This window comes from Polyangiaceae bacterium (genome assembly GCA_020633205.1).
Classification (GTDB): domain Bacteria; phylum Myxococcota_A; class Polyangia; order Polyangiales; family Polyangiaceae; genus JAHBVY01.
This window is the reverse complement of record JACKEB010000022.1, coordinates 188,709-214,288: the sequence shown is the minus strand read 5'-3', so window position 1 is coordinate 214,288 and position 25,580 is coordinate 188,709. Positions and strand designations below refer to the sequence as shown.

General features: G+C 65.7%; 20 protein-coding genes and 1 tRNA gene. 12 read left to right on the top strand and 9 right to left on the bottom strand.

What is annotated here, in order from left to right; genetic code table 11:
* A partial coding sequence (locus H6718_34540) for a hypothetical protein (protein ID MCB9590579.1) occupies positions 1-1,347 on the bottom strand: 1,347 nt, incomplete at its 3' end.
* A gap of 115 nt (positions 1,348-1,462) precedes the next feature.
* On the opposite strand from H6718_34540, the gene H6718_34535 reads away from it, so the two are divergent.
* Positions 1,463-3,754 carry a PQQ-like beta-propeller repeat protein gene (locus tag H6718_34535; protein MCB9590578.1) on the top strand — a complete coding sequence of 764 codons (2,292 nt, stop codon included), beginning with the start codon at positions 1,463-1,465 and terminating at the stop codon, positions 3,752-3,754.
* 66 nt (positions 3,755-3,820) lie between these two features.
* On the opposite strand, the gene H6718_34530 is transcribed toward H6718_34535, so the two are convergent.
* On the bottom strand, positions 3,821-4,645 hold the full coding sequence (locus H6718_34530) for an SDR family oxidoreductase (GenBank protein ID MCB9590577.1): 825 nt from the start codon (positions 4,643-4,645) through the stop codon (positions 3,821-3,823).
* Positions 4,646-4,803: 158 nt separating this feature from the next.
* Positions 4,804-5,271 (bottom strand): hypothetical protein, encoded by a 468-nt coding sequence (locus H6718_34525; protein MCB9590576.1) that lies wholly within the window; start codon positions 5,269-5,271, stop codon positions 4,804-4,806.
* Between the two features lie 236 nt (positions 5,272-5,507).
* Here H6718_34525 and H6718_34520 point away from each other — a divergent pair, with 236 nt between their 5' ends.
* The 7 genes from H6718_34520 (at position 5,508) to H6718_34490 (ending at position 14,916) form a co-directional block, all read left to right on the top strand.
* On the top strand, positions 5,508-6,167 hold the full coding sequence (locus tag H6718_34520) for a sigma-70 family RNA polymerase sigma factor (GenBank protein ID MCB9590575.1): 660 nt from the start codon (positions 5,508-5,510) through the stop codon (positions 6,165-6,167).
* A gap of 162 nt (positions 6,168-6,329) precedes the next feature.
* Entirely contained in the window at positions 6,330-7,913 is a 1,584-nt protein-coding gene (locus H6718_34515; protein ID MCB9590574.1) for a hypothetical protein, read from the top strand.
* Positions 7,914-7,945: 32 nt separating this feature from the next.
* The gene (locus H6718_34510) at positions 7,946-10,330 is read left to right on the top strand and encodes a hypothetical protein (protein MCB9590573.1); all 2,385 of its coding nucleotides are present in this window, start codon (positions 7,946-7,948) and stop codon (positions 10,328-10,330) included.
* 57 nt (positions 10,331-10,387) lie between these two features.
* Positions 10,388-11,962, top strand: a complete 1,575-nt coding sequence (gene guaA, locus H6718_34505; protein MCB9590572.1) for a glutamine-hydrolyzing GMP synthase — start codon at positions 10,388-10,390, stop codon at positions 11,960-11,962.
* Between the two features lie 122 nt (positions 11,963-12,084).
* Positions 12,085-12,303, top strand: coding sequence for a PEGA domain-containing protein (locus H6718_34500; protein MCB9590571.1), 219 nt, complete (start codon positions 12,085-12,087; stop codon positions 12,301-12,303).
* Positions 12,304-12,428: 125 nt separating this feature from the next.
* Positions 12,429-12,502: transfer RNA gene (locus tag H6718_34495), tRNA-Pro, on the top strand.
* A 458-nt stretch (positions 12,503-12,960) separates the two neighbouring features.
* On the top strand, positions 12,961-14,916 hold the full coding sequence (locus tag H6718_34490; protein MCB9590570.1) for a hypothetical protein: 1,956 nt from the start codon (positions 12,961-12,963) through the stop codon (positions 14,914-14,916).
* 18 nt (positions 14,917-14,934) lie between these two features.
* Here the strand turns inward: H6718_34490 and H6718_34485 are convergent, their stop codons facing one another.
* The 5 genes from H6718_34485 to H6718_34465 all read right to left on the bottom strand — a co-directional run bounded on the left by H6718_34485 (position 14,935) and on the right by H6718_34465 (position 19,451).
* Positions 14,935-15,258: a hypothetical protein gene (locus tag H6718_34485; protein MCB9590569.1), complete on the bottom strand. Its 324-nt coding sequence runs from the start codon at positions 15,256-15,258 to the stop codon at positions 14,935-14,937.
* Positions 15,230-16,609, bottom strand: a complete 1,380-nt coding sequence (locus H6718_34480; protein ID MCB9590568.1) for a hypothetical protein — start codon at positions 16,607-16,609, stop codon at positions 15,230-15,232. Before H6718_34480 ends, H6718_34485 begins: the two co-directional genes overlap by 29 nt.
* A gap of 71 nt (positions 16,610-16,680) precedes the next feature.
* A complete protein-coding gene (locus H6718_34475; GenBank protein ID MCB9590567.1) occupies positions 16,681-17,460 on the bottom strand; it encodes an enoyl-CoA hydratase/isomerase family protein in 780 nt (259 codons plus the stop codon).
* Positions 17,461-17,526: 66 nt separating this feature from the next.
* Positions 17,527-18,690, bottom strand: coding sequence for a hypothetical protein (locus H6718_34470; protein ID MCB9590566.1), 1,164 nt, complete (start codon positions 18,688-18,690; stop codon positions 17,527-17,529).
* A 5-nt stretch (positions 18,691-18,695) separates the two neighbouring features.
* The gene (locus H6718_34465; GenBank protein MCB9590565.1) at positions 18,696-19,451 is read right to left on the bottom strand and encodes a hypothetical protein; all 756 of its coding nucleotides are present in this window, start codon (positions 19,449-19,451) and stop codon (positions 18,696-18,698) included.
* 589 nt (positions 19,452-20,040) lie between these two features.
* Between H6718_34465 and H6718_34460 the strand changes: the two genes are divergently transcribed.
* The 3 genes from H6718_34460 to H6718_34450 all read left to right on the top strand — a co-directional run bounded on the left by H6718_34460 (position 20,041) and on the right by H6718_34450 (position 23,965).
* Positions 20,041-20,991 (top strand): hypothetical protein, encoded by a 951-nt coding sequence (locus H6718_34460; protein ID MCB9590564.1) that lies wholly within the window; start codon positions 20,041-20,043, stop codon positions 20,989-20,991.
* Positions 20,992-20,996: 5 nt separating this feature from the next.
* Positions 20,997-22,184 carry a hypothetical protein gene (locus H6718_34455; GenBank protein MCB9590563.1) on the top strand — a complete coding sequence of 396 codons (1,188 nt, stop codon included), beginning with the start codon at positions 20,997-20,999 and terminating at the stop codon, positions 22,182-22,184.
* 98 nt (positions 22,185-22,282) lie between these two features.
* Positions 22,283-23,965 carry a hypothetical protein gene (locus H6718_34450; protein MCB9590562.1) on the top strand — a complete coding sequence of 561 codons (1,683 nt, stop codon included), beginning with the start codon at positions 22,283-22,285 and terminating at the stop codon, positions 23,963-23,965.
* A gap of 169 nt (positions 23,966-24,134) precedes the next feature.
* Here the strand turns inward: H6718_34450 and H6718_34445 are convergent, their stop codons facing one another.
* Positions 24,135-24,569, bottom strand: coding sequence for a hypothetical protein (locus H6718_34445; GenBank protein MCB9590561.1), 435 nt, complete (start codon positions 24,567-24,569; stop codon positions 24,135-24,137).
* A gap of 321 nt (positions 24,570-24,890) precedes the next feature.
* Here H6718_34445 and H6718_34440 point away from each other — a divergent pair, with 321 nt between their 5' ends.
* Complete coding sequence (locus H6718_34440) at positions 24,891-25,508, top strand: hypothetical protein (protein MCB9590560.1); 618 nt, start codon at positions 24,891-24,893, stop codon at positions 25,506-25,508.
* The last annotated feature ends 72 nt before the right edge of the window (positions 25,509-25,580 follow it).

Below are 25,580 nucleotides of genomic sequence, written 5' to 3'. Positions count from 1 at the left end.
GAGCACTGCCTCAAGAGTTTGTTTTAAGTCTTTAGTTTGATTGAGCATTCGCGCTTCAATCTGGCGCGCCGGCCGGATCTCCGAGGTTTGTTGGGGGGGAGGTCCGCCCGTGCACAACACAACCAGCCGATCGACGCGTCGGCGCTCGAACAGCTGGGCGTCGATGCGCTTGCTGGTGTGTCCTCCCGGAAGCACCGCGATGCTCGGATCACTGACGCCAGCCAAGTCGATGACCGCCTCGGGCCCTACGGCGCTGACCCAGCCGATATCCACGCTGGCCACGCGGTGTCCCTCGAGCAACGGCCGCGCGGCGTCCATCAGCGCCAGGCGATCTGCCATCACATGCCGCGCGGCAAAGCCGCCTTGCCACCACAAGGCGCTCAGGGCGAGCCATGCAAGTAGACATCGAAGCAGCGACGCCCAGCGCGCTGCGTGCCGCCAGATCCCCACGGCGACGACCAACGCCAGCGGCAGCACCGGAACGTAGAGCCGGAAGAGCGCCATCCAGTCACCGCCCGCCAGGGTCAGGGCCACGGCGTGGGCAAACAGCGCCGCAGTCCACCAGCGCAGGCGCGGCGAGAGCTTGGGCCAAACCCGCGGCGCCACGACGCACAGCGGCAGTCCGGTCAGGATCCAGCCGCCGAGCGCGTAACGCAGCCCATGCTCCAAGTCGCTTGGCTTCGCCAGCACACTGAGCGGCATCGGGCGCCCGAAGTAGGCGCTCCGCAGAGCAATCACGAGTAGCGTCGGAGCGATCCCAAGTAGCAGTGGCAGCGCACGCCGCAGTCCCTGTTCGCGACTCGCGCGCTCGAGGAGCAACACTCCGACGCACGCCAAGAGCTCAGGACGCCACGCCCCGGCGACGCCCAACGCGAGGCTCGCTGACAGTGCGACGCGACGCGACTCCGGCGCATCCCCTCCCCCCAAACCCACGATCAAGAGCCCAAACACCAGCGGTGTTTCCATGCCGGTGCTGGCCCAAGTGGCGGCGCACGGGGCGAAGGCCAAGAGCAGCGCGAGGAGCCAGCCGCCCTGACGCGGGAGCGCCAACTGGCCGAGGCGTGCCCAGCCGAGCACATACGCGACGGCGCCAATTCCACGCGCAAACTGCAACACCGCGAGCGGTGACTCACGCCCGCCCGAGCTCAGCAAATGGGCGTAGCCGAGGGGCGTGACTGCGTCGACGATGTCTCCGTGAGGATTGAAGCGATAGCCGAGGCCCGAGGCCAGGTTCGCTGCCATCCGCGCGGAAATGAGTGCGTCATCGACCGCGAAGCCCCAACACAAGAGGAGCCCCGCCGCCCCCAGCAGCGCTCCGTAGAGGCATGCAGGTCGAGGCTTCGGCACTTCCATAACTCCCGTCTGAGGCGTCCCTAACTCGATTGGCCGAGTGTGTCCAAAACCCGGCGATCCCGTCTCAAAAGTTAGGAAATCCGCCGCGGCTTCCTACGATGAGGTCCACATGTCGGCCCTCCATGTCGTCGTTCGTCCTCGCCCGGAAAACGCACCCAACGCTGCCCTCGCCCCGCTCTACGGCCTGTTCGATGTCGTCGTCGATGGCGTGAACCTCACCGCTCGCATCGGCGACGGTGAAGCCCTGGCCCTGCTCGGTGAGCTGGGACATGCCGTCGCCACCCTGGCGGCCGGCCGAAAAAGCCGCGCTACCCTCGGTTTGTATGCCGATGAGGAGGCCTGGGAGCTCGGCCTCGAGCGCGCCGGGGAGCAAGTCCTGCTCACGGTGTTCCGCAACGGACCGCAGCCCGAGGTTGCGGTGTTCGAGCGCAAGGTGAGCCTCACGGCGATGCGCCAGGGCGTGCTGCGCGCGCTGAGCGATGTGGCGCCCCCGGCCAAGACGCCGACTGGCGTGCTCGCGTCCCTACGCTCCGCGAAGAGCCTGCTCGAGCGTGCGCTGCCAAGTGGCAAGAGCTTCGGCGCCGAGCGCGTGCCGGCGCGTATTCGCATCAAGACCAAGGACGCCCTGGGATTCGCCGCCTCGGGACAGTTCCGGGTGCCTCAAGGAGCGGAAGCCGACTGCCCCCACGTGGAGCGCGCGGATCTACACAGCCTGCTCACCCTGGGCACGTTCGAGGTCTCCGCCCACGGCAAGACGGCGCGCCTCAGCGGGGTGCACCTGTTCCTGGTGGCGGAGCGCTTGGTGGCACTGGCAGACGAGCTGCTCGAGGCGTGGCGCTCGGCGCGTCCACTGTTTCGGCGCTTTGACGTCGGCGGCGCGCGCCTCGGCTTCCGGCGTGGACCGGGAGAGTCTCCAGTGGCGCTCAGCTTGAGCGCCGCGGACGCGAATCCTGATTCCCCACGGATCACTTTTCCAGAGCTGTCCGCACCGGGCATGGTGGACGGCATCGCGCGCTTCTGCCGCTCGCTGCTCGACACGTTCGTTGATAAGGACGCTTCCCAGGGCAAAAACCTGCGGTTGATCGGGCTGTCTTCCGCCGTCGGCGCCCTTCAAGAGCGCCTCGACGACGCGCTGTGCGACGACAGCGTCACGAACCCGGAGCCTGAGAGCTACGCCTCCTTTGGGGCGCGGCGTGCCACTCGCGGCGCCAGTGGCATGTGGGAGCACGGCGGCAAGATGCGCTTCATGCCGCGCTGGGTCGCGACGGTGCCGGGCATCGACTTGCGCGCGACCTTCCTTTGCGGTGACCGCCTGATGGTTGGCGCCGCGCGAGAGACGGCTTGCATCGACCGCCAGAGCGGCGTGGTGCTGTGGCGCCTGCGCACCCAGCGCGCCGCCTGCGTGGTGACTCCCCTGGGCCTTGCCCGGATTCATCCAGATGGCCGCGTCGACTTGCTGGATCTCGAGACGGGTGAGACGCGCTTTACGCGCCACCTGCTGCCGCGGGTGCCAAGCGGTGCTTCGGGAGCCGTGGTGCACACACCGGGCCTGCCGAAGCTGTTGGTGTTGGCTGAAGGCGACCGGCAGATCACGGCCATCGACCTGGTGAGCGGCGAGGTGCGCTGGCGTCATACGGCGCGCCGCCCCGGCGCCTACCGCATGCGCCGCGCGGGCAAGCTGCTCTTGGCGGGCGGCGGCGACTCCAGCCTGTTCGCGCTGGATGTCTCCACCGGCGAAGTGGTGTGGCGCATCCGCGACCGCATGCCATTCCACGCGGATATTACCATCGACAGCGACTCAGCGTTTGCGATCAGCGCGGCGCCCGGTGGGCCCTGCCGCCTGCACCGTCTCGATCCGTGGACCGGTCGCCAGCTGTGGAGCGCGGATATCGAAGAGCGCCAGGCGCCCGGCCAGGCACCGCTGGTGACTCAAGAAGTGGTGATCGTGCCGGTGCGCGACAAGCGCGGCACGGGCGCCCGGGGCTTCCATCGCGAGACCGGAGCGGCGCTCTGGGAGCACGCGCCGGGACTCAGCTCACCGACTGCCGCCTGGCTCGCGGTGGACGACGCGCTGATGATCAACAGCGACGCGGGCACCTTCTTCTGCCTCGACGCGGCGACCGGCACCATCCGCTACAACCACGTGTTCTCGCGCTCCCTCGATGCGGATCAGCCGCGGCGCCTGGAGCCGGTGCTGCGCAGCGGCGCCCTGTTCGTACCGCAGCACGAGGTGCACGTGGTGCGGCCGCGCGACGGTGAGGTGATTGGTAGCGTACCCACGGACTTGATCCCGGATTTGCTCCGAGTCGATGAGCGCTGCGATGTGTACGTGGCGGAAGAGAGTGGGCACCTGGCAGCTTTCGGTGCTGCTCCCCGCTTGAGTGTGGTGGGAAGACGCTAGTTCCCTCCCCCGAACAAGCAAACGGGCGGCTCCAGTGGAGTCGTCGACGTTTGTGGCTGGTAAGGCTCAACCGCAGTGGGCTTCGCCGCCGTCGATGAAGATCACGTTGGCGGTCATCCAGTAGGTGCAGGGCTGCGCCAAGGCGACGATGCAGTTGGCGACGTCTTCCGGCAGCGTGAGCCGGTGGGTCGGCACCTTGCGGATCGCGACCTCGGCGATCTTGTCGTTGTTCGGGATCTTCTTGAGCGCTGGCGTATCGGTGACGCCGGCGCACAGCGAGTTCACGGTGATTCCGCGGGGAGCCAGCTCGGCGCCCAGCTGGCGACAGTGCGACTCGAGGGCGCTCTTGGCAGCGCTCACCGCGCCATACCCGCCCCAGGTCTCCCGCGAGCCGTTGCTGGTCATGGCGAAGATCCGACCCTCGTCGCACATCAGGCCGCGCTCCAGCACGTCCTGAGTCCAGTAGACGAGGCTATGGGCCATGACGTCGAGGGTCATGTCCATCTGCTTCTGGTTCAGCTGCTCCTTGGGGTTCTCGTCGATGAACGGGCGCAGCGTTCCGAACGCCAGGGAGTGGAGCATCACCCGCACTTGTTCGTTCTTGCCCCGTTCGGCGAAGCGGCGCTTCACGTCATCCAGCACTTCAGCGCGCTTGGCGGGATCCGCGGCGTTGACGTTGTAGAACCACGCCTCACGCCCGAGCTCCTGGATTTCCGCAGTGAGTTCCTCGACGTTGGACATCGTCGCCCGGCGATCGAGGTGCACACCGATGATGTTCGTGCCGGCGCGGGCCAGTGCACGACTCACCGCCGCGCCAAAGCCGCTCGAAGCTCCGAGGATCAACGCCCAACCGCTCAGCGGGGGCAGCGCAACCTTCTTCGTGTCGCTCATCGGAACCGCGCTGTACTACAGCCGAGCCCATCGTGTGACCCCGCAATCGTGCGCAAGTGGCCAGAATTCGGCCTCGAGAGCCACGAGCGAGCCACGGAGCAAACTCGAGATTGCTGCTCCACAAGGTGTGTGGAGCGTTACGCAGCTGCGTAAACTCGCTACTCGGCCGCTTGCTCGGCGGCGTTGCCTTCCGCCAAGCGTTGCTCTTCCGCTGCCTTCTCCCGCACGAAACGCGCGATAGCGCGCATCGGCACTCGCGTTGGGCACTGCGCTTCTTTCTTCGCAAGCACGGCGTCTGGAACATGCGCGAAACCCAGTGCCGCGGCGGTGTAGTCCGGCATGCTTCTGGAGCCTCCGAGCATCAGCAGCATCACACCGCGATACTCCCCGTTCGACTCCTCAATCCGCCTGCCCTCCCCGCGATCACACAGACCACATGCGATGCAGCCGCCAAAGCCAGCCAGCTGTTCGCGCTCGTCAGGCGTCACCGGAGGCAGACGGTCGGGACCGTAGTTCTCCTTGAAGAGCCCGATGCCGAGGTTCTCCTTCGAGCCAAACAGCCGCTTCAGCAGAGTGACGATCAAGGACCAGGCAAGGAAGACTGCAGCTTTGACGCGCGCCGGCACGCGGGCAACGTAGCACGAAGCCAAGCGGCGTAAGATCGCGTGCAAACCGGCCGTTCCTTAAACACCAGCACGCGACTGCTCGAGCCGGGGAAGGCGCTCGGCCGAGCCCCGTATACCTAAGCCCTCGCGTAACCGCGTTACGCCACGTCGTTACGCTGTTACGGGGGGTGTTACACGGCTAAGTGGCTGAAAACACGGTCAAATTACTTGGCACGCTGCGTGCTCTAAGGCTCGGTATGCAGACGGAAAGCGTAGCCCAAGCCCAGCCCACCAGCGCAGCCCAGCCCGGCCGCCACGACCCGGCGGAGCTGGAGCAGGAGCGGATCCTCCTCGAAGGCCTGATGGCGGACGACCCCCGCGCCTGGCAGGAGTTCAACACCCGCTACTCGCGCCTCATCTATCGCTGCATCACGCGGGTCACGGCGCGCTTCAGCGCGGTGGTTGGCCCCGACGACATCCGCGAGATCTACGCGATGCTCTGCCTCAGCCTGCTGGCAAAGGACAAGCGCAAGCTACGAAGCTTCGAGCCCGGTCGCGGCAACAAGCTTGGTAGCTGGATCGGCATGCTGGCCATCCACACGGCCTACGACCACCTGCGGAGCCTGAAGCGTGAGCCGAAGCGCGGCTGCCTGAGCGAGGCCGAGTCCCTCACCAGCGACACGCCGGACCCCTTCGAGCACCTGCTCATGCGTCAGCGCGCAAGCATCGTGAGCGAGCTGCTCCAGCAGTTCAGCGAGAAGGACCGCCAGTTCATCACGCTCTACTACGGCGAAGGTCTGGAGCCTGAGCAGATCGCCGAGAGCATGCAGATCAGCGTGAAGACGGTCTACAGCAAGAAGCACAAGATCCGTAATCGCCTCACCGCGCTGCTGCAGGATCAAGCCCTCGCCGCCTGAGGTTCCCGGTTTTCTACCGGGGACCGCGCTCCCCTCCCGATTCCCCCTCGCCAGTTCCTGTACGGAAACCTCGGGAAGTCTGCACCCCAACCTTGCGTAAAAAGCGATTCAACGGCAGGACCTCGGTCCTGACGGTTACCGGCGCTGGCGTAGAGGAAACACATGGGGACGAACGGGTATGAGTCGCGAGGCACTGAGCTAGTCCACGCGAAGTTTTTGGGGGTGAGGTCCAGCGCTTGGTCGCTGGTGCTGGCGGGTCTGACGCTCTGGCTGGGAGCCTGCGGCATCGTGACCATCAAGCCAGCCAGCGCTGGCACGGAAACCGAAGCCTCACGGAAACGCGCCGCGCGCTACGATGGCCCCGAGTGCTACCAGGTGCTGTACACGCCGGAGGAGAGCCGCGAGCGCCACGAGCTACAGACGGACACGAGCGCGGCCGCGCAGGTGCTGCTGGCGACGTGCGCCCGCAACGAGTACCGAGGACACACCCAGGATCCCAAGATCGCGGCCGTCCGCTTCATGGACTTCTACGAGGGCTACGACGAGCGGTCCGCGGACCCCATCCTGCTCGCAGCGACGACGATCAACGAACACTACAGCCTGAACGGCGGCGGCGGCATCTACATGGGCGGCCGAGGCGCACCGCCACTGATTGCGCTGTTCCTCGGCCCTGTGGAAGAACCTGAGCTGACGAAAGCGCTCGCGTCGGTGCAAGTCCCCGATGACGCGAAGCAAGCCTTCATCGAGAACTTCCGCGAGGCCAAGTCTCACTTCACGCATCAGACGAATCAGCTAGAGGGCGCCTACAAGGAGCTCTTCGTCGACGTCCCGAAGCAGGTCCAGGCGCGGCGCAAGTCCCAGTTCGAAGCGCAAGCGGCTAACTGGTCGACGCTGGATGGCTACGCGGAACGCATCAAGCAGGCTGCGGCCAAGCAGGGCGGCGACCCGGAGCTACTCGAAGACCTGAAGGCGCTGCGCGTGAAAGTCGTCGAGTCCTCCAAAGACGATTACCTCAAGGATCCGCTATTCGCGCGGCTCACCCGGGAGATCGCACTGCAGTACGCGCTAGCGCAAGACGCCGCGAGCCTCGCCGCGGAGCGACGCGTCTTCCGGCGTGACTTCCGCGAGCCAGACCCATTCCCAGAGACGCTCGCCGTCGAGGTCTATTACGCGCAAATCGAACTCATCAACGAGTTTCGCGTCGCCAAGGATAAATTCCGCAAGGCAAAATATGCAGGTCTCGACGACGCCACCGCAAAGGCGCGCGCCGGACGAGATTTCGAGGACGTGATCCCGAGTGACCTGCGCGTGCCCGAGCAAATGGGGATCCCGGAGTATGAGAAGCTCTTGGACAAGCGACGCCAGGCTTTCCCGTTTCAGGAGGTCGTCGAGACCATGACGCCGAAGGAAGATGGGGTCCTCGTTGCGTTCAAGAAGACCCCCATCAAGACGTTCGAGTACTACGGTTGCTACCGCACCAATCGCATCCGCCGCATCAGCTCCGACGGCCGCATCGAATACGAAGAACACTGCAACACCCGGCCGAAGGTCGAGATGCACGAAAACGTGAAACCTCTATTGTTTCCCGCTGAAGAGGCCCAATGGCTCAAGCGTGGGACGAAGATCCGCGGGGTGAGCGTTGGGGGGCAAGGCAGGGTCGTTTGGCTGATCGAAAAGGAAGAAATCGTTTCCGAGCGTGGGTACCCGGTACCCCATCGGCCGGCGAACCCGAAAGCAAAGGACTGAATTCCGGCTCGGCTTTGCTATAGAGGCCCGCGGTGCCCCTTCGAGGAACAAACGCGGCGAAATTCCCAAGCGCGGCGACGCCCCTGCTCTTGCTCGCGCTGACGTGCTCCGCTTGCGGCGTCTTCGGCAACGGCAGCGAGCCACCGGCGATCAGCGCTCCCTCGCCCCACAGCGGGATCCAAATCGAGGAGTCTCCGGACCGCCCACGGCTTTCGCTGATCGAGCGCTTCGCTGCTCCGAGCGCCACAGCAGCGCTGGGCGTCGCCCACGATCTGGGTCCAGAGGCTTCGGCGGCGCTGGGCGGCCTCGTGGAGGGACGCCTGCGCGCCCAGGGTTTCCCCGAGGTAAAGCTCGAGGTACTGAGCGTTGGCTTCGTCATCACGACTCCAGTCGCTGACGCAAAGAGCGCCGGGCGCTTCATCCAGCTGGCACACGGCGCGCTTCAAGCACCGGTGCAGGCTGGCGATCCAGCGCTGAAGCAAGCCGAACAGCGCGTCGCCGGGCTCGGCTCGCATCGTGACGACCTGGCGGCGCTGCTCAGCGGCTGCACCGGGGAGCTCGCCGTCGCCAGCAACCGCCCCGTGCCGAACTTCGCCCAGCCGAGCGCCGCGCAGTCGCTGGAGCAGTGGAGGAACCAGATCTCCGCCCCGGGGTTCAGCTCGTTCGCGGTGGTTGGCCCGGCGCCTGTGCTGAGCGAGGCACGCGCCGCTCACGCCGGGCTGCCGAGCGGCGACACCAGCAAGCGCCCGGTCGACGCCTGGCCGGCGCGCTCGGCTCAGCTCGTGAGTGATCCAGCAGCGCGTGGCCTGTTGAGTGTCGCCGTGCGCGTGCCCGACGGCGCGAAGGCTGTGCAAGCCGCGGAGCAGCTCTCCGCGCCTGGCTCCCGCTTCAAGCGGCGCCTGGCTTCCCTGGGGATCGCCGATCCCGAGCGCATCGTTGGCACGACACGCCCGCGGGGTGGCTGCTTGGCAGCAGCGATCCCCGTCGAAACCACTGCCGTGGTGGGGCCTGCGGAGCTCAGCCTGGTGCTCGAGGACGAGCTGCGTGCCGCGCTCAGCGAGAGTCGAGACGAGCGCTGGAGCCTCGACGAGAGCGTGCTCGAGCCGGCGGATCCCCGTGAAGTCGCAGCTCGCGCAGCTTGGCGGGCGCTGAGCGGCTTAGAAGCAGCGACCACGGCGCCGGTACCCTTCGTCGCCTACCGGCCGCCGCTCTACGACGCCGCCGAACGCAAACTCGACTCGGCGACACTTGGAGCCGCACGGAAACAAGCGAGCACGGCCGCGGTGAAGATGCTCTCCCGTGTCGAGCAGTCGAGCACCGGCGTGCGCATCTTGCTCGCCAACCCCTGTGCACCGACGGATGAGGATCGCGGGAGCGCTGGGAGTGCGGCGCTCTGGGCCACCGCCGTCGCTGAAGCAGCGAATCGGCGGCGCAGTGCGGATCTCCGCTTCGAGCCGTGGATCACCGGGCACGGCGTAGGCCTGATCGCCACAGCGCACCGCACGCGTCCCGATGACGACTTGTACACCCGCGCCGCTGCCGCCCTCGGGGAGGCGGTGAGCGCGCCCCTTGACGCGCGCTGGACCGTCGATGCACGGGAGCAACTCCTGGGGCAGCTCGGGGGCACCCCGGACCCCGGTTGGCAGACGGCGTTCGTCGCCTTCTCGGGCGAGCACCCGTCTTGGCTTGATCCCCGAGGATCCTGGTCGAGCATGAACCGACTAGGTTCGGCCGCGGCGGACACTCGACGCAGCCTGATGCTCCACGGCCCATGGCGCGCCGCGGTGCTGAGCGGCAGCCCCGAAGCAGAAACGCGCGTGAGCGGCGAACTCCAGCGCTGGCTCTGGCCGTTCGCGCAGAATGACTCGCGCTGCCCGGTCGAGCCCGCATCCGTGGCGAAGCCTGGCCTCTACCGCGTCAGCACCAGCAAGAAGGCAGAGCTCAAGGCAGACGCCTGGATCATCGCTCCGCTGCCTGTCGCGAGCAGCCTGTCCGCGGCGGGCGAGTACACCAGCTTTCTCCTGAATCGGCCCCAGGGCTGGCTCGAAGCAGCGCTCCGACCGCGACGCATCGCCGCAAGCGCCGAGGCTCGACTCCTGGGCGGAGAGCGCAACGCCGCGCTCGCGATTGCGATTCATGCGGAGCCAGAGAAGCTCGAAGACGCCGTCGCTCAGGTGCGCGGCCTGCTCGAGCGCTTGGCTTCCGGCGCCATGACGCGCGCTGAGTTGAACTTTGCCGAGCGCTATTTCCAGCTCCGCGATCGCGAGCGTTCGTTCGACCCCATGTTTCGTTTGGTCGCACTCTGGTTCAGCCGCCCGCTGGTGAGCAAGCCGCCAACGCTGGCAGAAATCCGCGCCCTACAGCGCTCCCTCACCCCCGCCCGCCATGTCGTGGTGATTACGACCCGCGACAAGTGATGCGGCGAACACTCCCCGTTTCCCGCCGCGGCGCGTCGTGGTAGGCGCGGCGTGCCCATGACGACTTCTCACGCCACCGCACACCCGGACCGCCAAGTCGTTCTGATCCTCGACTACGGCTCCCAATACACTCAGCTCATCGCGCGACGCATCCGCGAGAGCCACGTCTACTGCGAGATCCACCCCGGCACGTTGAAGCTCGAGGAGATCCGCGCCATCGGCGCCAACGCGATCATCCTGAGCGGCGGCCCCGACAGCGTCTACGGAGAACACGCCCCGAAGAGCGATCCTGGCGTCTTCGACCTCGGAGTTCCGGTGCTCGGCATCTGCTACGGACAGCAGCTGATGGCGCTGCAGCTCGGTGGCAAGGTGGAGGGCAGCGAGCACCGCGAGTACGGCCCAGCGAAGCTCGAGGTCGATGAGTGCGTCGGCATCTTCCGCCCGTTTCCCCAGGGAGAAAAGCTTGACGTCTGGATGAGCCACGGAGACCGGTTGACCCAGCTCCCCAAGGGCTTCCGCCAGCTGGCGCACTCCCCAGGAGCACCCCACGCCGGCATCGGCGACCCCGAGCGCAAGCTGTACGGCATTCAGTTCCACCCCGAGGTGGTCCACACGCCTCGCGGCCGCGAGCTGTTGGAGGCGTTCCTCTTCGACTTGGCCGGGCTCGAGCCGTCGTGGACGCCGGGCTCCTTCGTGGACGAAGCCATCGAGGCGGTGCGCTCCAAGGTGGCCGACGACGAGCACGTGATTTGCGGACTGTCAGGTGGCGTCGACTCCAGCGTTGCGGCGCTGCTCTGCCACAAAGCGCTCGGCGATCGCCTCACCTGCATCTTCGTGGACAACGGCCTGCTTCGGCAGAACGAGGCGCGCGCAGTCGAGCAGATGATGGGCGACCACTTCCACCTGAACCTGGTGTGCGTGGACGCGCGTGAAGAGTTCTTGAGTCAGCTCAAGGGCGTCACCGATCCGGAGCAAAAACGCAAAATCATCGGTCGCGTGTTCATCGAGGTCTTCGAGAAGCACGCCGCCGAGGTGCAGAACGCCAAGTACTTGGTGCAAGGCACGCTCTACCCCGACGTGATCGAGAGCGTGAGCGTCAAGGGACCGAGCGCCGTGATCAAGAGCCACCACAACGTCGGTGGCTTGCCAGAGCGCATGAAGCTCTCGCTGATCGAGCCCTTGCGTGAGCTCTTCAAGGACGAGGTGCGCGCCGTGGGTGAAGCCATGGGCATGCCCCATCACGTCGTGTGGCGTCAGCCCTTCCCCGGCCCTGGCCTCGCCGTACGTTGCCTCGGGGAAGTGACTGAGCCACGCCTCGCGGTGCTGCGCCAGGCCGATGCCATCGTCGACGAAGAGGTGCGCAAAGCCGGGCTCTACGGCCAGCTGTGGCAGTCCTTCGCCGTGCTGCTCCCCGTGCGCTCCGTCGGCGTGATGGGCGACGACCGCACCTACGACGAGACCTGCGTGATTCGCGCCATTCACTCCACAGACGGCATGACCGGCGACTGGGCGCGGCTACCTCATGATTTGCTGGCCTCGATGAGCTCGCGCATCATCAACGAGGTCAAAGGCATCAACCGCGTGGCTTACGACATCAGCAGCAAGCCGCCCGCCACGATCGAGTGGGAGTGAGTTCGGGGGTGAGGTACCGCGTGCGTCTCTGGAGCCTTCCCGTGCTGGTGCTGCTAGCCTTAGCGCCGTCCGTCGGTGCGGGCTGTGGGGTCGGCGCCGGGCGCGCCGCCGTTTCCCTACGGATGTCTCGCACCGTGGAGACGCCGCGAGATGCCTCGGTGTTCATTGACGAGGAGTACGTCGGCCCCCTCGGCTTCGTCGCCGTGCGCGGCGTGCGTCTACCCGTGGGTGAGCACCGAATCACCGTCCAGAAGGAAGGCTACTTCCCCTGGGACCAGTTGGTCGTCGCCGACCGCGAGCCCATCCAACTCGAAGTGGTCCTGGAACCGATTCCAGACTGAGCCCGAATCCGAGGAAAACGCGCGCCCACAAGGGCACTTTCGCGGCCCAATCGCGCGCTAAGTGCATAGACTTGCTGAAAGTCTCTTGCTCACCCTCAAGGACTCGAACATAACTCTGCCCTCTCCGGGGTGTACCTCAATCTGGTAGAGGGCCGGCTTTGGGTGCCGGCTGTTGTAGGTTCAAATCCTATCACCCCGACCCGGCCCCCAATGGCGAAGGCCTGCTCAAAGAGCAGGCCTTTTCGCCATTTGGGGGCCTCGATCTTCTTCTTGTGGGCGGGCGCCCCGCAGGCCCGCCCACGACCTTCGGCCGCTTCGCTTCAGCGGCTTTGCTGGTTTGGACGCGTCTTAAGTCTTGCCGTGCGGCGAAGCCCTGCTCACAGAGCAGGCCTCTTCGCGTTTGTGGGTCGGGGTATTCTTCTTGTGGGCGGGCGCCCGCAGGCCCAGGCACGGCTGTCGCTTCCCTGCTTTTGTTCTGTCGGTTCGGACGCGTCTTCGGCCTTGTGGTGCGGCGAAGGGCAGGCCAGCAGTCTCTGACTATCAACCCTACAGGTGATTCGCGTTTGCGTGTCCGGGCATAGAGCGTGTTGCCGTCGACCGCGCGGAATCGTGCGCGCAGTCTCCACACGGGGGCTGATCCGGGGTAAGATGCTGTTCATGCGTCTCAGTACCCTCACCACGCTCACGCTCGTCCTCTCCATCACCGGCTGCGGTGGCGACGGCCCGGGAGGTGGCGCGAGCGGAATGGCCGGCGTCGGAGGCACAGGCGGTTCCGGTGGCATAGGCGGTTCCGCGGGGAATGGTGGCGTGGCAGGACAAGCGGGGAATGCCGGCATGGGCGGCAGCGCCGGGACGGGTGGCGCTTCAGGGAGTGCCGGTGCGGCCGGCATGGGCGGCAGCACCGGGACGGGTGGCGCTTCAGGGAGTGCCGGTGCGGCCGGCATGGGCGGCAGCGCCGGGACGGGTGGCGCTTCAGGGAGTGCCGGTGCGGCCGGAGCGGGTGGCGCTTCAGGGAGTGGTGGAAGCGGCCCGACTGCAGCGGACTGGGAGTGCTGCGGAGATGGCTACGAGAGCGTTGGGGGCACGTGCAAGCCAAAGGGCATCACCTGCGGCGCCACTCGCTGCGAGGATCGCGCGCACACGGCGGCAACGTGCAACGGCGGCACCTGTAACTACACCTGCGATTCCGGCTGGGACGACTGTGATGGAGACCCAAGCAATGGCTGTGAGGCATCGCTACTAGTCGGCGCTCGCTGCGGAAGCTGCACCACGAAGTGTGAGGCGGGAGAGCTGTGCTCCGAATCCGCGGGTTGTGTGGCCGCGTGTTCCCCACCAGAAACGCAGTGCTCGAGCAGGTGCGTCAACCTCACCGCCTCGCCCAGTCGTTGCGGCGGCTGCTCCGCGAGCAACGCCTGCGCCGACAAGCCTCACTCGACGCCGGTTTGTACCGGAAGCTGTGACAACCAGTGCGACGACGGCTACACCAAGTGCGGTGGGAATTGCGTCGACACCACCGCGGACACGGCAAACTGTGGTGGCTGTGGATTGCCCTGCACTGCCCCCAGCGGTGGCCTGGCCAAGTGTAGCGGGAGCGCCTGCTCAAAACTGTGCCCTCCAGGGCAGCAGTTATGCGGAAACGAATGCGCGGATACGCTGCGCAACAACTCTCACTGCGGGGGCTGCAACCAACCTTGCGCCGGGCAGTGTGTCAACGGAACCTGCGATGCAAGCTACGACAGCCTCGTGCTCCCCGGTGTGACCGCGGAGTATTTGGTATACGAGCAGGGCAACCTCTACTGGATCGAGGGCAACGACATCAAGTCCGCCCCCGAAGCAGGCGGTGCGGTCAGCACCGTGATCGCGAATCAGGAAACGCCCAAGTACTTGGTCGCGGAGTCCGGCTATCTCTACTACATCGCGACGTTAGGAGGCGCGGTGTACCGAGTACCGACCAGCGGCGGCAGCCGGGAGTTGGTCTCCGCAGCAAGCCAGGGATCGGAGCTGGCAGTGGGGGCTGGCTATGCGCTCTGGACCCAGCCCCCGCAGACTGGCTTCGGACCCATCGTTTACCGAGCGCCAATCACCGGCGGGTCCAGCGAGGAGTTCTTCACCACGACGCTGGGCACGGCGCTTCGCGGTATTGCGGTGGACGGCAACGACGCGGTCATCATGGTCTCCGCCGGGCCGATTTGGACGAAGTCTCTGGTCACCGGTCAGGAGCAGGAGATCAGTAGCAACATCATCGGCGTTGGTCTCACCTCCTCGAAGCGCGTTGCCTACCTGACGAACCGCTCGGGAACCGGAAGCGGCGGATCACTGGAAGCGATCAACCTGGGTACCGGCGCGAAGCGAGAACTCGACAAGCGGACGCAGTTTCCCGCCATCGCCACGGGAGTCTCCGACACACCTTGGAATTACTTCGGTGCCTCCGGACCGTTTGCGGGTGGTGTCGTGCCCCCGAGAGCGTTCTACCGCGTGCACAGCTGCGGCTTTCCGGCCGAGCAACTGTATTCTGAGAGTTCCAACGACACGAACCTGATCGAGCACCCGGCCCTTGGACCAGACTTCGTCTATTTCGCGACTCCGGCAGGCGTTCGGCGCGTCCCTCGCTAGTGTTTCGCGCGCTGAACACTACTCGTGCCAGTACACAGTCACACCGCCACGGTGGATTGCCGAGGCACCGTCGTTTTGTTCCGCGCGGATACTATCGGGACTGAGCGCACGCAAATGCTCGTAGAACTCATCCAGCACCTGCGGGGTGTGGCGAGTGTATTCGACCTGTGGCGTACCGATGTGGAGGAGTGTCCAGATCACCTCGCACTCGTCCTCACCAGCCGCCAACCAGGTGGGCAGCAGCGGGCGCGCGACGTCGCCGCCAGCAACCTCCGTGTAGGCGATCTTCGCTGGTCCACGCCTGAGCTTGCTCCTACCAACGCATGCGAGCCAGCCCCGCAAACTGCGGCGCGCCGGAGGCAATCGCCGTCGGGGCGCTCCAAGTCGTCCCCGTGAGGCTCGAGTGCTGCAATGCACTGCCCCGCACGAAGACCAGCTCCGCGTCGTGGCCACCAACCCCTGGAGCCAGCGCGGGAGAGCCTTGCTGCCCAAAGCTGTCCACCTGAGCGACGCTCCAGCTGCTTCCGGTCAGCTTGCCCGCGTAGAGCGACTGATCGTCGAGGGACACCCAGGCCACCACGATGTCGCCGGCGTCGGTTGCGGTGACGGAGAAGGTCTGGTTATTGGCTGGTCCACCCACTGCCTGAGGCGCACTCCAGCCGGTCCCGTTCACGCCGGAAATCCACTGAAGGGTGCGATCCGAGCTGCGCTCGAAGACGACTACGTAGTCTGCAACGCGCCCAGCGATCGCCGGGGGCGAGTTGGCCACAATCGCCGTGCTCCCTTGATCCGTCCCGGTGGGGTCCCAAATGCCGCTGAACGCTTGGGTGATCAGCCGCGTGTTGTCTCCCTTGTAGGTGATGCTGAAGCCGGCGTCCCGGGCGGCAATTCCCACCTCCAGTGGGCCAAACGCCTGGGGGTTCCCTACGTTCGCGAAACCGTCCCAGGCGCCGCCGCTGTAGTTGGTGGAGTAGTACTTGAAGTCTTCCCCGTGGAAGACCAGGCGATGGGTCCCGTTGCTCGTCGTAGCCGCTGCCGGAGTGCCCCGAGTGGTGCCGGTTGACAGATCCGCGAACGAACTCCAGTTCCCCGCGGTATCGACCGTCATGTAGCGGAGCTTGTTGCCAATCTCACGTACCACGACCATGCCACCCAGCTTGCCCGCCGTCACCGCGACGCCGCTTTCGGTGTTCTGGGCGACGGTGTCGGAAGTCCAGCTAGTCCCGCGATAGATCGCCCGAGTGACGGCCGATCCGGCTAGCCCCACGGCGACGAGTGCTTCGTTTGCGACGGTTGTCCCGCCGGTGCCACCGGTGGTACCGCCGGCGCCGCCTACGCCGCCAGTACCCCCGCTACCGGCACTGCCGGCGAGCCCACCACTCCCCGCGGAACCGGAGGCACCGCTGCTCCCGCCAGTGCCGCCGCTACTACCACCCGTTCCGGCTGCGCCTGATGCACCGCTGCTGCCAGCATTCCCGGAGGCGCCGCCGTTCCCCGAGGTGCCGCCGTCCCCCGAGGTGCCGCCCTGACCGCCGGCCCCGCTGCCTGCAATGCCCCCGCTACCCGACGCTCCGCCGACGCTGTTAGTGCCGCCCTGCCCGGCGGGCTGCTTGTCCTCGATGTCGCCGCCAGCGGCGCAACCCACCGCGAGGACGCCCATTGCGGCAACGCCCCATGCCCACCTGATCCCCATATCAGCGAGGTTAGCGCCAAACGCGAACGTTTCGTCCGGATTTCGCGCGCACCAGGGCTCGCTTGGGGCCGCTATTCGCCGCGAAATCCAGGGCGCCGCTTCTCCAAGAAGGCGGAAATGCCCTCTGCGTAGTCCTGGCTCGAAAAACACGCGTCAATCTGACCCTGGGCGCGAACCAAGAGCGACGCGTCCCCCGTGGTGAGCGCGCGGATCCCGCTCTTCGCGGCGCGCAACGTGAGCGGTGCGTTGTCGCAGATCTTCCGGGCCACCTCCGCCACATGCGCGTCGAGTTCGGCCTTGGGGAGCACGTGAGATACCAGGCCCAGGCGCTGCGCCTCCTCCGCGCCCAATTGCCGCGCGGTAAAAAAAAGTTCCTTCGCCGTCGCCGGCGGAAGCACTCGCAGGGCGTTCTGGAGGTTCGTCAGACCGTAGCCGATCCCCAGTCGCGCCGGCGGAAGCGCGAAGCGCGCGTCCTCTGACGCATATCGGATGTCCGTACACAGCGCGATCGCCAGGCCTCCCCCCACACAGAAGCCATGAATGCAGCTGAGCACGGGCACATCCAGCTGCAGCAACGCAGCAAACGCCCCGTCCGTGGTGCGATCGTACTCACGCGCCAGGCCGGGGTCAGAACGCAAACCGTGGAACTCGCTGATGTCCGCCCCGCTGACGAAGGCCTCTTCCCCAGCCCCGCGTAAGACCACGCAGCGCACGTCGCTCGCTTGGTTCAGCTCGCCGGCTACCCTTGCAAGCTGTCGCCACATGCCCTGATTCATCGCGTTGCGCCGAGCAAGCTGATCCAGGATCACCCAAGCCACATGCCCCTGCTGGTCGACGCGCACTTCGCTCATGACGGCGACCATCTCCCGCCGGGCGCCCTGGGGTCAACAGCGCAGCCAGGCGGGAGTTTATGAGCTTCAGAGCAGCGGCTGAATCAGGAAGGTGCCCGCGACCGGAGCGTGGTCACTCAAATCGGCCAGGTTCTGAGGCAGCTCGTCGTCGTGGATGATGCGCGCGGATCCGTTGACGTAGTACGAGCTCAGCAACGGATTCACGATCACGTCGTCGTGCAGGGCGACTCCCGTACCCGTCGCGCTGCTAAACACCGACCAAGCGTCAGCCGTTGGCAGGCGCTGGCCAGTGCTCTGGAAGAGCGGTGAGCCCTCGATCGCATCGATCGGTGGTGACCCCGGGAAATCATTGAAATCGCCCAAGATCGCGATCGCCGCATCCGGCTCTTGTTCCGCGAGGAAATCAGCGATGAACCGAGTGTGCTGCGCCTCGGCGAGCCGCTTGTCGGGGTCGTCGTTGCTCTTGGCTTTGAAATGTACCCCGAGCAAAATCAGTGGCCGCCCAGCGACGCGCAGGTGGATCTCCAGGCAGTCGCGAGCGTAGTGATACTTGGGTCCGCCAGAGATATCGATACGCCCGAAGTAGTCATCCTTGTGGGACGACTGGCTCTCAATCGGCCTCACTGACAAGAACCCGATGTCGATGCCGCGGGGGTCGTTCCCAGCAATCAAGTAGCGATAGGGGTACGCGCGACCCATTTCAGGACGATCCGCCAGGTCGTCCAGCACCGAGCGATTCTCGATTTCCTCGAGCATCAGCACATCGGCATTCACCATCGCGAGCAGCGAGGCAGTGTCCCGAAGCTTGGTCTGATACTGCGCCGATGTCGGCGTGCTGGACTCCTCGTCCCGCACCCAGCTCTCGCCATCGATGCGGTCGTTGAAGAGGTTGCGGGCGTTGAACGTGGCAATGCGCACTTCAGTGGGGACCTTGGGCCCCCCATCGAACTCACCCCCGGTTCCACCCTGCGCGGAGCCGCCTTGGGAAGAGCCACCCTGGGAAGCGCCACCTTGGCCGGCCGAGCCGCCCTGACCACCGCCAGCGCCCCCGTCCGCCTCTGCAGTGGTTGCGTCCTGAGCACAGGCGCCCAGGCCGACCAGAGCACCGATCAGCGCGAGGCCCGTCAGGACACGCGCAACACCATGATCCGCAAGGAAATGAGCGGAGCCCAAGCGCTCAGCGATCCGCAGATCGCCACCGCTTGGGCTCGTTGCAGCCTTTTTCGCCACTTGGCTCAGGGGCAAGTCCCGACGCCCGAGCAAGCGAAGTCGTCGCAGTCGGTGAAGCCGTTGCCGTCGTTATCGACTTTATCGCTACAGGTGTCTTCGGTGCCTTCGCACACGGTCACATCGAAGTTCTTGCTGCAGGAGAAGTCCTTGCAGTCAGCGAAGCCGTTGCCGTCGTTGTCGATGCCGTCGCTGCACGATGCATCGGTGTTCTCGCAATGCGGGCTGTCCCAGCGGCAGGCGTTGTCGTTGCAGTCGACGTAGCCGCTGCCGTTGTTGTCGATGCCGTCGTCACAGACCTCGTCGGCCTCCACGGGATCAGCGACGCACGCTGGATCCTTGTTGTCCTTGCCGTAGCAGTCGGGGTCGAAGCAATCCTTGCGGCCGTCGCCATCGTTGTCCACGCCATCGCTGCACTCCGCGCCGGTCTCGCTGCACACGTCGGTGCCGTCACAGTCGCGGTCTTCACAGTCGGTGTAGCTGTCGCCGTCGTTGTCGGTTTGGTCGGAGCAAGCGGCCTCGGTGTTCTCGGCGCCGTTCCCAGTGCCACCGCTACCCGCGTTGCCCGAGCCCCCGTTGCCCGCGGTTCCACCGCTGGCGCTGGACCCGCCGTTGCCGCCAGTAGCACCGTTGCCCGCGTTGCCGCCACTGCCGCTGCTCCCGCCGGTGTTGTCGACGTCGTTGCGATCCGACGCGCAGGCCATGAAGCCGATGGGGAGCACTGAAACCAAAGCCGTAATACAAGCGAGAGCACGCAGATTCATGAGACCTCCAAGGATCCAATCAAAATATAGCCGAAGCGCCCGGCATAGCATGTGTTCGCCTCACGTCGAGAACAGGAAAGCGCGCTTTGTGTGACGAGCGGTGCAGCTCCGCAGTTCGCTCCTCGGCCGAGCCACGAGCACACCGCGGGTCGCCTCAGCGCGCTACTGCGTTGCTGCCGTAGCGTGTTGCGGCGCTACAAACCCGCAAGATAGCTCGGTGGTCGACGGCAGTTGCTGAGTCGGCTGAGACGCTTCGGGACAGCGAGTCCACCCAACCCGCCCGCATTCACACGGGAAAAAACCGACGCCCGATTGAAGGAAACGCGAACTGTAGATCGCACTGGGAAAAACCTGGGCGGTTTCCCAGCGCCGGCTCCGCGCGCGAGCAGTGCACCCCTCCGATCGCTGGCTGAGCGTGCCAGGTGACATTCCATGTCACCGTTCTTTGGCGCTGCTTCGTGTCTTGACGTCAATCCACGTTTGTTGTTCTCGTGCGCCCCCTATGCTTCGGCGTGCATCTCCACGCGTGTCCGGCCCGACCGGTGCGCCAGGTGAGGCGTCGGCGAAAACCAAGAGTGCTCGACGCCCCTTGTGGCATCGCCCGCACGCCTGGCTCGCTTTGGCGGCTCTGATTGGACTGGGTACGGCTGTCAGCACTGCTGCAGCCGAACCTGAGACCTTGGTCATCCTCAACAAGAAGGCGACTCCCGTCTACTTCAACGATGGGGACACCTTCCGCGCGCTGGCAGGCCCCTTCGCGGGCCCGTCGAACCGCCTCGCGGGGTTCAACACTCTGGAGAGCTACGGCACCGTCCACCGCTGGAAGGGCTGGACCTACAAGGAGCTCTACGCCAACGCGAAGATGGCGACGCTGAATGCGCGCCGCGGGGTCTGGCACTGCGAAGCCGACATGTCCCGCCGGGACGGCTATGGGCGCTTGCTGACGTTCTGCCCCGACTTGCAGATGAACCAGATCCGCAACGGCTTCGCCCACGCGCTCAGCGTCGACGGCCCCGCGGAACCCCGGCTCATTGCAGCTCAGCGAGACGCGATCATCCACCGCCGCGGAATGTGGGCGAAGGGCGCCCCCGCCGCGATCTTGACCTCAGTCCACTCGGTGGAAGAGCGTCCGGACAACGAGAACAACTACAACCGCCTCGTCTCCGTCGTCGACGGCGCGTCCATCGAGTGGAAGCACCAAGAGCGCTACGCCGAGTGCCAGAGCGTGTGCCACGAGGACAAAGAGGTGAGCCGCGAGGCGGCCCTCGCGATCATCGCCGCCATGCGCCGAGATGCGGACACGGCTCCTGCGATCAAAGGCATGGAGGACCCGTACCTGATCCTCGTGCTCAACGAGTTCGCTACGTTTGGCCGCGTCCCCATGATCTTTGGCGACCGGCAGAAGACCGTGGAACATTTCCTCAAGGAAGCGGAGGTCCACGGAGACTTCGCGCAGCCGAAGTCCGTGGAAGGCGCCTGCATGATCTACGTCCAGTGGCAGCGCCGCTTCCGCTACAAGCCCAAGTGCCTGAAATGGTGAAGCCAATGCCACGAGCACTCACGAAACGACTCAAGCGCGGCCTCGGCCTTGGACTTTTTGGAGGCCTCGGCCTCTTCGCGCTCAGCCTGCAGCCAAACTGCGACTATCAGCGCCCCGCGACGACGAACTTCGGCTACGAGCAGTACGACATCGACTGCGCCGACGGCATCGACAACGACTACGACCAGCTGATCGATTGCGCGGATCCGGACTGCATCTTCACCTCGAGCTACTGCGGCGAGGTCATCCCGGATATCCCGCCGGAAAGGGTCCCCGAGGCCACGTTCGAGCTCTGCACCGACGGCCTCGACAACGACGACGACGGCACGTTCGACTGCGGCGACCGCGGCTGCCAAGCCATCCGCGAGCTGTGCTGCTCCTTGGAGTGGACCAACGAAGCCTGCAGCGACGGCATCGACAACGACGGCAACAACTTCGCTGACTGCGGCGACTTCTCGTGTCGCAATAGCCCGTACGTCACCGTCTGCCGAGAGAGCACTTCCAAAGCTTGCCCCGCCAGCGACACGAACTGCCCCGGAGCCGAAACCACGCTGGAGAAGTGCACCGACGGCTTCGACAACGACGGCAACGGCTTCACCGACTGCGGAGACTTCAGCTGCAGCCGCAATGGCGATGCAGAAACCATCGCGGAGTGCGCCCGTCGCGCCGAGGACACGCTCGAGAAGTGCACCGACCGCGTCGACAACGACGGCAACGGCTTCACGGATTGCTCGGACTTCAGCTGCAGCCAGAGCGCGAACCAGGAGATCCTGGACGAATGCGCTCGCCGCGCGGAAAACACCAAGGAGAAGTGCAGCAACGGCGTCGACGACGACGGTAACGGCTTCACCGACTGCGCGGACTACAGCTGCTCCCGCGATGGCAACGCTGACGCCGTCGAGTACTGCTCGACGATCGTCGAGGGCACCGTCGAACGCTGCCACGACGGTCAGGACAATGATGGCAACGGCTACGCCGACTGCGCGGACAACTCCTGCAAGAACTTGGTGCCCCAAGCCTGCCAGGAGACTTACCTGCAAGATGGCGAGACCGACCCCGTAGGCGCCGCAAACGCGCGTTGCTCCGACGGCAAGGACAACGACGGCGACGGCTTCGTGGACTGTGACGACTGGGACTGCGACTACGACCCGAACGTCACCATCTGCAACGGCGTAAAGAAGGTCTGCCAGTAGCTCACCCCAAAACTCGCAACGGCGGAAAGCGCGCTCCGTGTCGAGCGCGCTCCGCGCTCCCCCCGATTCAGATCCTCGACCTCGACAGGTTCAGTACGATGCAAAACGACGACTCCATCTCCAGCTCCCGAGGACGCTTTTCCTCACGGAACCTCAAGGCAGCCCTGCTTGGCCTGTGCGCGCTCAGCGTGAGCGTCAGCGCCACCGCCCAACCGGCAGATCCTCCCCCGCCCCCGCCGGAGCCGCCCGCGGACGCGCCCCCGCCGCCTCCCCCGGAGCCCGCACCGGCGCCCGAGCCAGAGAAGGCTCCGCTCCCCGAGAAGGAGACGAACTGCACCGATCGCATCGACAACGACGGGGACTCCGTCGCCGACTGCGCAGACGCCGATTGCTACGATTTGCCCGTCTGTCAGCCGAGCGGCCTCACGGAGTCCACGAACGCCCTGTGCAGCGACTGGATCGACAACGACGGCGACGGCGTCCTCGATTGCGATGACAGCGACTGCCAGGCGCCAGGCATCACCGCCTGCAAGGGCTCGTTCAAGGCTGGCGCAGGCGACAAGGACAGTGTCCCGGCGCTCAAGGACGGCGAGAGCGTGACGAGCCTGATTGGCAAAGGCGGCGACGCCGATGGCGAGCGCAACGACATCTTGTGCTCCGACGGCTACGACAACGACGGCGACGGCCGCACCGACTGCCAAGACTTCGGTTGCCGCTTCGACCCCGACGTCACGGTCTGTGGTGGCAACCCCGGCCTGAACTTCAGCGTCGTGGCTCAAATCACCCAGAGCTACATGTTCGAGAACACCCGGGACAACGGCATCCAGGGCGACGAGTGGGACACCCGCTTCTCTCTTCTGCAGCTGCGCGCCATGGGCCCCATCCGCGGGATCCAGAACAGCTTCTTCCTGGTCAGCATGCGCGCAGAGCGTACGCCTCGCGTCACCTTCGCGATGTTCCAGATGCCCATCGGGACCGGTGGTCACTACGTGAACATCAACTCCGGTGGCGGCGGCCTCTCGAGTCAGCTGATCATCAGCGCATCCAAGCAGCTCTTGATCGAGCCCGCGTACTACATGTTCTCGGCGTTCGAGCAGGGCAACGGCGCAGCCCTCGAATTCGGCGGCCCCCTCGATAGCAAGGGCATGCTGGAGTACCGCACCTTCGTCGCTGGCGGCTCGGGTCGCTCGAGCGGCAATATCGGTGGCCGCTTCTACGCCGACGCGAACACCAACTACACCTGGGCCGCGGGCGCGCAGCTGCACGTCAACGCCATCGGTTACTACAGCCGCTTCGACAGCCCATTCCTGTATGAGCCGGCCCCGACGACGCTGGCCTTCATGGTCGGCGCGAAGTACGACCAGCGCGCTCAGGAGCGTTACCCCGCGGCAAACGCCTCGACCATCTTCAAGTATGGCCCCTTGGTCGTGATGGGTGAGTTCTACGGCAAGCGGGAGCTCGAGTTCGAGTCGACGCAATACGCCTACAATGCCCAGGTTGGCTTCCTGCTGTGGCCGAAGCACCTGATGCTCGCAGCAGACTACGGCGCCTACATCGCAGGCGACCTGGAGAACCCGCCTCAGGACCTGAGCTCGCTTGGCGGCGACGTGACCAAGCAGCGTGACGAGTCCCAGTACCGTGCGGCGCTGCACTGGTACGTATTCCGCAACATCGGCGTGCTCTCGCTCTTCTATCGCAACCGCGACGTGAAGTCTGGCCGCAACGCGGACGACGGCTACGTCGAGCGCGAAGGACGAGTCGTCGGCAGCTACCGCTTCTGAGACGGTACCCAATCAGCGATGAGGCCCGGGCGAAAGCGCGGGCCTCTGTGCTTTGTGCTCAGCGTCTTTTACTGCAGACCTAGTTTTGGGGGGTGAGAGTGTGCCTCACGGCGCTGAGTGCTCGCGGCGCAGTGTTCTCACGGCGCGGTGTTCTCTCGGCGCAGTGTTCTCACGGCGCCTTGAAATCGAAACTCAGGCTCCCGATGTCGGTGCCCACGAACTCCACTTCATAGCGCTGCCCACTGACCAATGCCCGCGGCGGCACCAGCGTGTCCCAGCCTCGCGGCGTCACAGCATATTCCACATAGAAATAATCGGTGCCGTCTTCGACTGGGCTCTGGATGCGCCAGGCGTCGTCGGTCGTCTGACTCTCTCCAGCCCCGCCGTCCCCCGCGGCATCCGCGGCGCCGGCATCACCGTCCGTACCCGTGTCGATGAAGGGCTCCTTGGGGGTCACCCGCACCGCGACGAGCTGCGCCGCTTGTTCGTCTTTGCAGTCCACCCAGAGCGTCACCCGCGGCGTGCCGTCTGGCGCTTGCTCCGTGCGCGCACACGGGCTCAGGTCGGCGTCACAACCAGCGACGGTCAGCGCTGCTACGAACAACCAGGGCGAGCCGCTGTGGTGCCGCCTCCCCCCCAAAAAAGACCGACCCGCACGTATGTCCAAGAGCCTTCGCTCCTCCGGGGCGACCGATAACAGCTGGGGCGCTCGCGCTGCGTTTCCGTGACGCTGCGTGATGAACGGCGGTCGCTGCCGCGCTCCACCTGGCGGAGACACTTTGGATTTTGCGGGATCGTGCCGCGCTGGGTGAAAACCTCGCATCGAGGCTCCCACTGTAGGATCGGCCGAAGTCTCTCGCCAGCCGAGCTTCCCGCTCGGGGCACCTAGCGCGGATGTCAGCGCGGCCGTTCAAAGGTTCGGGTTATGCTGCCGAGTAGCGTGGTCGAAAGCGGAAGAGCACAGCGACATGGGCGCATCAAGGGCGTTGCGCTGCGCGAGTTCGTCAACTGGGTCGAGCAGAACTGGGGACGAGCGACGCTCGATGCTGCGCTCTCCAAGCTCCCGCCGCGCTTCGGCGGGATACTCAACGCGGACCGGCCTGGTCTCGGTCTGCTCGCCGCGTCCTGGTACGACGGTGAGCTCGGGATCCTGCTACTCGAGGCGTTGTTCGACGGGCGCTCCGAGCAGGAGCGCAATCGGGCCATCGCGGAGGCCACGCAACGGCTGATGGAGGCGAACCTGGGGAGCGTCTACAAGCGCTTCTTCATTCGCCTGTTCTTGAGCCCGCAGCAGTACGTGGTGCACTGCCAGAAGCTCTGGGCGCTGCACTTCGACACAGGAGAGATCGACGCGCAGTTCATGGGGCCAACGAAGATCCGCTGGCGCATCGCTGGTTGGCGCACCTACCACCCCTATCTGTGTCGCTTCGTGATCAGCTCGGAGCCCGCGGTGTTTGGGGCGATGGGCTGCAAGCAAGTACGCGCCACCGCGACCACGAACGAGCCTGGCTACGAGTGCAGCCACTTCATCGAGTGGGACTGAGGAGGCGGCTATCGAGCGCCATCGCCTGGTCAACGCCAGACGGCTGGCGGGGACGGCAGCTCAATGCGCTGC